Origin of the sequence: Saccharopolyspora sp. 7B (genome assembly GCF_020177435.1) — a bacterium.
GTDB lineage: Bacteria > Actinomycetota > Actinomycetes > Mycobacteriales > Pseudonocardiaceae > Saccharopolyspora_C > Saccharopolyspora_C gregorii.
The window spans coordinates 37,585-43,584 of the sequence record NZ_JAIUKC010000112.1 but is presented as its reverse complement, the minus strand read 5'-3'; the positions used below and the strand labels follow the sequence as shown (position 1 = coordinate 43,584).

The following is a 6,000-nucleotide window of genomic DNA, read 5'->3' as shown; positions in this document are numbered from 1 at the left end:
TCGTGTTCTCCGCCCACCTGACGAACTACGCGGCCGGTGGGCTGCCCACCCCCCCCCCCCCCCCCCCCAACCCGGGGCCCACGAGACGGGGGGGGGCGCGGACCCGACGCCCCGCACCGCCCCTCCCCGGAGCACCACCCCGGCCGACCGGACCGGGCGCAGCAGATCAGTGGGCGAAGTGCCTGGTGCCCGTCAGGTACAGCGGGATCCCCGCCGCCCGGCACACCTCGACCGTCTCCTCGTCCCGCACCGAGCCGCCCGGCTGCACGATCGCCCGCACCCCGGCGTCGACGAGCACCTGCGGCCCGTCGCCGAACGGGAAGAACGCGTCGGAGGCGACCACCGAACCGGAGACCCGCTCCCCGGCCCGCGCCACCGCGAGCCGCGCCGAGTCCACCCGGTTGACCTGGCCCATGCCGACGCCGACCGTGGCGCCGTCGTCGGCCAGCAGGATCGCGTTCGACTTCACCGCGCGGCAGGCGCGCCAGGCGAACCGCAGGTCCGCGAGCGTGGCCTCGTCCGCCGGGTCCCCCACGGCGAGCGTCCAGTTCGCCGGGTCGTCCCCGTCGGCGTCGATCGCGTCGGACTGCTGCACGAGCGTCCCGCCGGAGATGGCCCGCATCTCGACCCGGCCGGAACGCGGCGGCTGCGCGGTGAGCACCCGGACGTTCTTCTTCCGGGCCAGCACCTCGACCGCGCCGTCGGCGTAACCGGGGGCCACCACGACCTCGGTGAACACCTCCGCGATCTGCTCGGCCATCGGCACGGTGACCTCGCGGTTCGCCGCGATGACGCCGCCGAAGGCGCTCACCGGGTCGCACTCGTGGGCCTTGCGGTGCGCGTCGGCGATGCCCTCGGCGACGGCGATGCCGCAGGGGTTGGCGTGCTTGATGATCGCCACGCAGGGCCGGTCGTGGTCGTGGGCGGCGCGCCACGCGGCGTCGGCGTCCACGTAGTTGTTGTACGACATCTCCTTGCCGTGCAGCTGCGCGGCGGCGGCGAGCCCGGTGGCCTCCCCGCCGGAGACGTACAGCGCGGCGGCCTGGTGCGGGTTCTCGCCGTAGCGCAGCGCGGAGCGCCGCTCCCAGGTCTCGCCGAGCCAGCCGGGGAACGCGGCGTCGTCCCCGGTGGGCACCCGGCTCATCCAGCCCGCGACGGCCACGTCGTAGGACGCGGTGTGCCGGAACGCCTCCGCGGCCAGCTCGACGCGCTCGGGCAGCGTGAAGCCACCGGCGCGCACCTGCTCCAGCAGCCACTCGTACTTGCCGGGGTCGACGACGACGGCCACGTTGGCGTGGTTCTTCGCCGAGGCGCGCACCATGGCGGGGCCGCCGATGTCGATCTGCTCGATGACCTCGTCGGGCGCCGCGCCGGAGGCGACGGTGCGCACGAACGGGTACAGGTTGACCACCAGCAGGTCGAACGGCGGGATGTCCAGTTCGGCGAGCTGGTCGGCGTGCTCCGGTCGGCGCAGGTCCGCGAGCAGGCCCGCGTGCACCCGCGGGTGCAGCGTCTTGACCCGGCCGTCGAGGGCCTCCGGGAACCCGGTGAGCTCCTCGACCGGGGTGACCGGCACGCCGGCGTCGGCGAGGGCGCGCGCCGTGCCACCGGTCGAGACGATCTCGACGCCTGCCGCGTGCAGCCCGGTGGCCAGGTCCAGCAGGCCGGACTTGTCGGACACGCCGATCAGCGCCCGGCGCACCGGCCGCCGTTCCTGCGAGTTCTCGGTCACGGGATTTCCACCTTCCGTCCCTGCACGGTCCAGCCGTGCCGCGCGAGCTGTTCCACGGTCTCCACGAGCAGCGACCGCTCGACCGCCTTGATGCGTTCGTGCAGGCTCGCCTCGTCGTCGTCGGGCAGCACCGGCACCGCCTCCTGCGCCAGGATCGGCCCGGTGTCCACCCCGGCGTCGACCACGAACAGCGTGCAGCCGGTGACCCGCACCCCGTGCGCGAGGGCGTCGCGCACCCCGTGCATGCCGGGGAACGCGGGCAGCAGTGCCGGGTGGCTGTTCAAGTAGCGGCCGCCGTAGCGGGCGAGGAAGCGCTCCCCGGCGAGCTTCATGAAACCGGCGGACACCACGAGGTCCGGTTCGTGCTCGGCGCACGCCTCGGTCAGCGCCTCGTCCCAGTCCTGCCGGGTCGCGTGGTCGGCGACGCGGCGCACGAAGGTCGGGATGCCGGCGCGCTCGGCGCGCGCGAGACCTTCGATGCCGGGCCGGTCGGCGCCGACCGCCACGACGCGCACCGGGTAGCCGGGGCGCGCGGTGGCGTCGAGGAGGGCTTGCAGCAGGGTTCCGGAACCGGAGACCAGCACGACCACGCGGGCCGGATCGCCGGGGCGGAACCGCGTCTGCGGTCGCGCGGACGGGTCCGGTTCGGGAGTGCCGGGGGCAGGGTCCGGTCGTGCTGCGGAGGCCGCGTTCGATGCGGGGGTGCTCAGCTCTGACTCCTGACAGTGCCTGGTCACGATCTCACCGAGCAGCGTAGGCGGCGGCCCGGTGCGGGACTCGGCCAGGTCCCGGGCGAGTGGCCCAGCCCTCACCGCACCGGTCAGCGGGAGGCCGGGCCGTCCGCGTCGTCGTCGGCGGTCCGGGACGCATCGTCGCGAGGGCGGGGTTCGGGGACGTCGGCGTCGCCGTGGATGTCGCCGGACCAGGACCGGGCCTGGTCGGGTTCCTCGGCCTCCTGCGCGCGGCGCACGAGGTCGGCCCACTCCGCCTCGTCGAACTCGAACCCGGGGTCTGCGGCGGCCGGGCCGCCGGAGCCGGACTCGTCGGCCGGTTCGCCGGCTTCCTCGTCGAGCTCGTCCGGATCGTCCGGCTCGTCGGCGCCGTCCCATTCGTCGACGCCGTCCCACTCGTCGACCTCCTCGGCCGCGCCGTCCGGATCCTCGTCGTCGAGGTCCACGTCGTCCCCGCCGTCGAGGCCGATGCCGTCCGCACCGCCGAGCTCGGCCCGCTCCTCGTCGTCGGGGTCGGCGGCGCCGTCGAGCTCCGCCGCGAACTCGTCCACCGGCCGCCAGGGCACGGGGAACAGCCACACCGCGGGCAGCGCGGGCACCAGCACCCAGCCGAACGTGACGAGGGCGAGCGCCGGGGAATGCAGCGAGATCGGGTCGAAGGGCCCGCCGCCCGCGCTCCCCCCGGCCAGGGCCGCGACCACCAGCACGCCGAACGACGCGACCGCCGCGGCCACCGCGACCGCCGCCGGGCGCCGCGCCTGGTCCAGCTCCCGGCCGCAGCGCAGACCGACGACCGCGCCCGCGGCCACCGGCAGCACCAGCACCACCGGCCACCACCAGGCTGCGGCGCCGGTCGGCAGCGCCGCCAGCAGCGGCACGTCCGGGACCGCTCCCGGCGCGGTCTCGTAGAACCGCGCGGTCAACCCGCCGACGCTGATCCCCGGACCGGCCGCGAAGGACCACCCGGCGAGCGCCGCGTTCGGCAGGTACAGCAGCGACAGCAGCAGCAGGCCGAACGCGTCACCGGCCGTGCCCGCGCGGCCCAGCACCTCCCCGGCGCGCGCCGCGGACAGGCACAGCGCCACGACCGCCACCAGCGCACCGGCGACGAGCACGCACGCCGACACCAGCAGCGCGCCGCGCAGCCCCGCGCTGATCGTCGGCCCGGCGAGCCGCCGCACCGCGGCCGGGAGCTCCCCGGCGCGGCAGGCCCCGGCCGCCGAACCCGCGGCCGCGACCAGCCCGCAGCGCAGGAAAGCGCCCGGCACCGAGGCGTCGACGGCACCGCTGAGCAGCGCGGCCAGCACGGCGCCGAGCACCGCGTGCCCGGCCGCCACCGCGCCGATCACCCGGACGGCGTCGCGCGCGGTGTCGAAGCCGGTGCGGCGCAGGAAGGCCGCCGTGATCGCGGCGATCAGCAGCCCGAGCGCGGCGGTGGGCAGGAACGGCAGCACCGACAGCGGGGCCCCGAGCACCACCAGGGGCACCTGGTGCGCCACCAGCCAGCCCGGCACGGCCGCGGCCAGCAGGGTGCCGGCGCCGATCTCCGGGCCGCTCGCGGTGCCGGTGGCGAGCGCGAGCAACGTCGCGGACAGCAGGTAGCCGGCGAGCACCGTGGCCGCCGCGACCGCGCCGAGGCGGAGCGCGCCGATCGGTTCGCGGTGCTCGGCGTCGTCTTCGGGCACCAGGTCCGGATCGGACGGCGATTCGATCAGCGGCATGCGGCCGAATCTCGCACCGGCCCCGGCGCTTTCACCCCGTGACGCGCCGCAGCGTCCGCCCATCGAGCGACGACGATCACGCAGAGTTCGTCTCTGTCGGTGTCTCCGGGCTCGTTCTGCGAGGTGGGGCGGGTGGCCGGGCTGCGTGGTCGCCGCTCACGGCTTCACCGCTGGAGAGAAGGCGGAGAACGCGCGAAGGGCGCCCCCCCCGGGGGGGGGCGGCGCCCCCCCGGGGGGGGGGGGGGGGGGTGTGGGGGGGGGTCGGCCGCAGCCCGGGGGCGGACCGGGCCGGGCGGGTCGGGGTGGGCGCCCACCGCGCGCCGCGCCGTTGCACCCGCGGCCGCGCCGCCGGGCGGGCGCGGGGCGCCGGCGCCGGCGGCCCCCCTCCGAGGGTGCGTCGGGTCAGTTCTGGCCGGGGTACGGCATCTGCCGGGTGCCTTCCGGGCCGTCGGTGACCTGGGGCTGCGGCGCGGAGGCCGGGCCGGGGTCACCCGCGGGCGAGCCGCCCGCGGGGCTGTCCGGGCCCTGCTGGGCGTAGCCGCCGGAACCGGTGGGGCCGCCGTAGCCGCCGCCGGGTCCCTGCCCGTAACCACCGGGCGCGCCCTGCCCGTAAGCGGGGCCGGGCTGGCCGGGAGCCCCACCCGGGCCCTGGCCGGGGCCGGGGTACCCCCCGGGCTGACCTTGCTGGGCTTGGCCGGGCTGGGGCTGGCCGGGCTGGGGTTGGCCGGGCTGGGGTTGGCCGGGTTGGGGCTGCTGCGGCTGACCGGGCCCGCCCTGCGGCCCGCCGAAACCGGGCTGACCCGGCGGCGGTCCCCACGGCTGCTGCGGCTGGCCACCGGGACCCTGCGGCCCGGGGCCGCCCTGCACACCTGGTCCCTGGGCACCGGGCCCCTGGACACCGGGACCGCCGGGTCCCGGCTGGCCGAGCGGCGGGAACGGGCCGGTACCGGGGCCCTGCTGACGACCGCGGGGGTCGGGGGTCCTGGCGCCACCGCTGGGCAGCGCGACGACCTCCGCTTCGGCGAGCAGCAGCACGACGACCACGGCGGCCTGCACGAGGGCCAGCACGAGCTGGACGATCGCGATGCCCCCGGCGAGTCCGGCGATCACGGCCAGCAGCACCGCGAGCGCGCCGTAGACGGCGAGCGGGGCGGCGGCGGGCAGCACGTTGGGGGCCTTCGGCAGCAGCCGCAGCCCCATCAGCACCGCGGTCCCGACGATGGCGAGCCCGGCCGTGCCCGCCATCAGCCCGGCCGCGGCCTGGTCGAAGAACCCGAGCACGAAGGCGATGAGCCCGGCGCCCGCGGCCACGAGCGGCAGGATGGACTTGAGGTCGGTGCCACCCGCGTTGCCGGGCTGCGGCGGCTCCGCACGAGGAGGCCCTGCGTGCGGAGGTGCCTGCTGGTGGGGCGGCGGTGCACCGTAGGGCGTGGACATGGTTGAGAGGACTCCTCCTCGCCGAGGGCCGGGCGAACACCAGTGTCTCCCGGAAGAGTGACACTCGAAACGGTATCGGACTGTGATTCGGCCACCGAACGGGTACGGATCATCCGTTTCCGACCCGCCCGATCCCGTACGCCCCGGTCACCGGCCACCCGGCGGCGGGCCCGTCCCCCGCCCGACCCGGCGCGCGCCCGGAACCCGGTCCGGTTGGCGGCTGTGGAGAAGTTCACCCCGGAAGCGCGAACGGGGGGGGGGGGGGGGGGGGGGGGGGGGGGGGGGGGCGCGCCGGGGGGGGGGGGGGGGGGGGGCGCGCGTGGGCGAGGAGTCCAGGCTGGGGCGTGCCGGGGGGGGGCCCCGGGGGGGGGGGGGGGCC

General features: G+C 77.2%; 4 protein-coding genes. All 4 read right to left on the bottom strand.

All coding sequences use genetic code 11. The annotated features are described in order from the left end of the window. Positions 1-166: 166 nt before the first annotated feature. The 4 genes from purH to LCD33_RS18010 all read right to left on the bottom strand — a co-directional run bounded on the left by purH (position 167) and on the right by LCD33_RS18010 (position 5,621). Positions 167-1,732 (bottom strand): bifunctional phosphoribosylaminoimidazolecarboxamide formyltransferase/IMP cyclohydrolase, encoded by a 1,566-nt coding sequence (purH, locus tag LCD33_RS18025; RefSeq protein WP_224957954.1) that lies wholly within the window; start codon positions 1,730-1,732, stop codon positions 167-169. After that, positions 1,729-2,322, bottom strand: coding sequence for a phosphoribosylglycinamide formyltransferase (gene purN, locus LCD33_RS18020; protein WP_224957956.1), 594 nt, complete (start codon positions 2,320-2,322; stop codon positions 1,729-1,731). The genes purH and purN overlap by 4 nt, the downstream gene beginning before the upstream one ends. A gap of 230 nt (positions 2,323-2,552) precedes the next feature. Continuing rightward, positions 2,553-4,184 carry a DUF6350 family protein gene (locus LCD33_RS18015; RefSeq protein WP_224968828.1) on the bottom strand — a complete coding sequence of 544 codons (1,632 nt, stop codon included), beginning with the start codon at positions 4,182-4,184 and terminating at the stop codon, positions 2,553-2,555. A 402-nt stretch (positions 4,185-4,586) separates the two neighbouring features. Then, positions 4,587-5,621: a DUF5336 domain-containing protein gene (locus tag LCD33_RS18010; RefSeq protein WP_224968830.1), complete on the bottom strand. Its 1,035-nt coding sequence runs from the start codon at positions 5,619-5,621 to the stop codon at positions 4,587-4,589. Positions 5,622-6,000 lie beyond the last annotated feature (379 nt).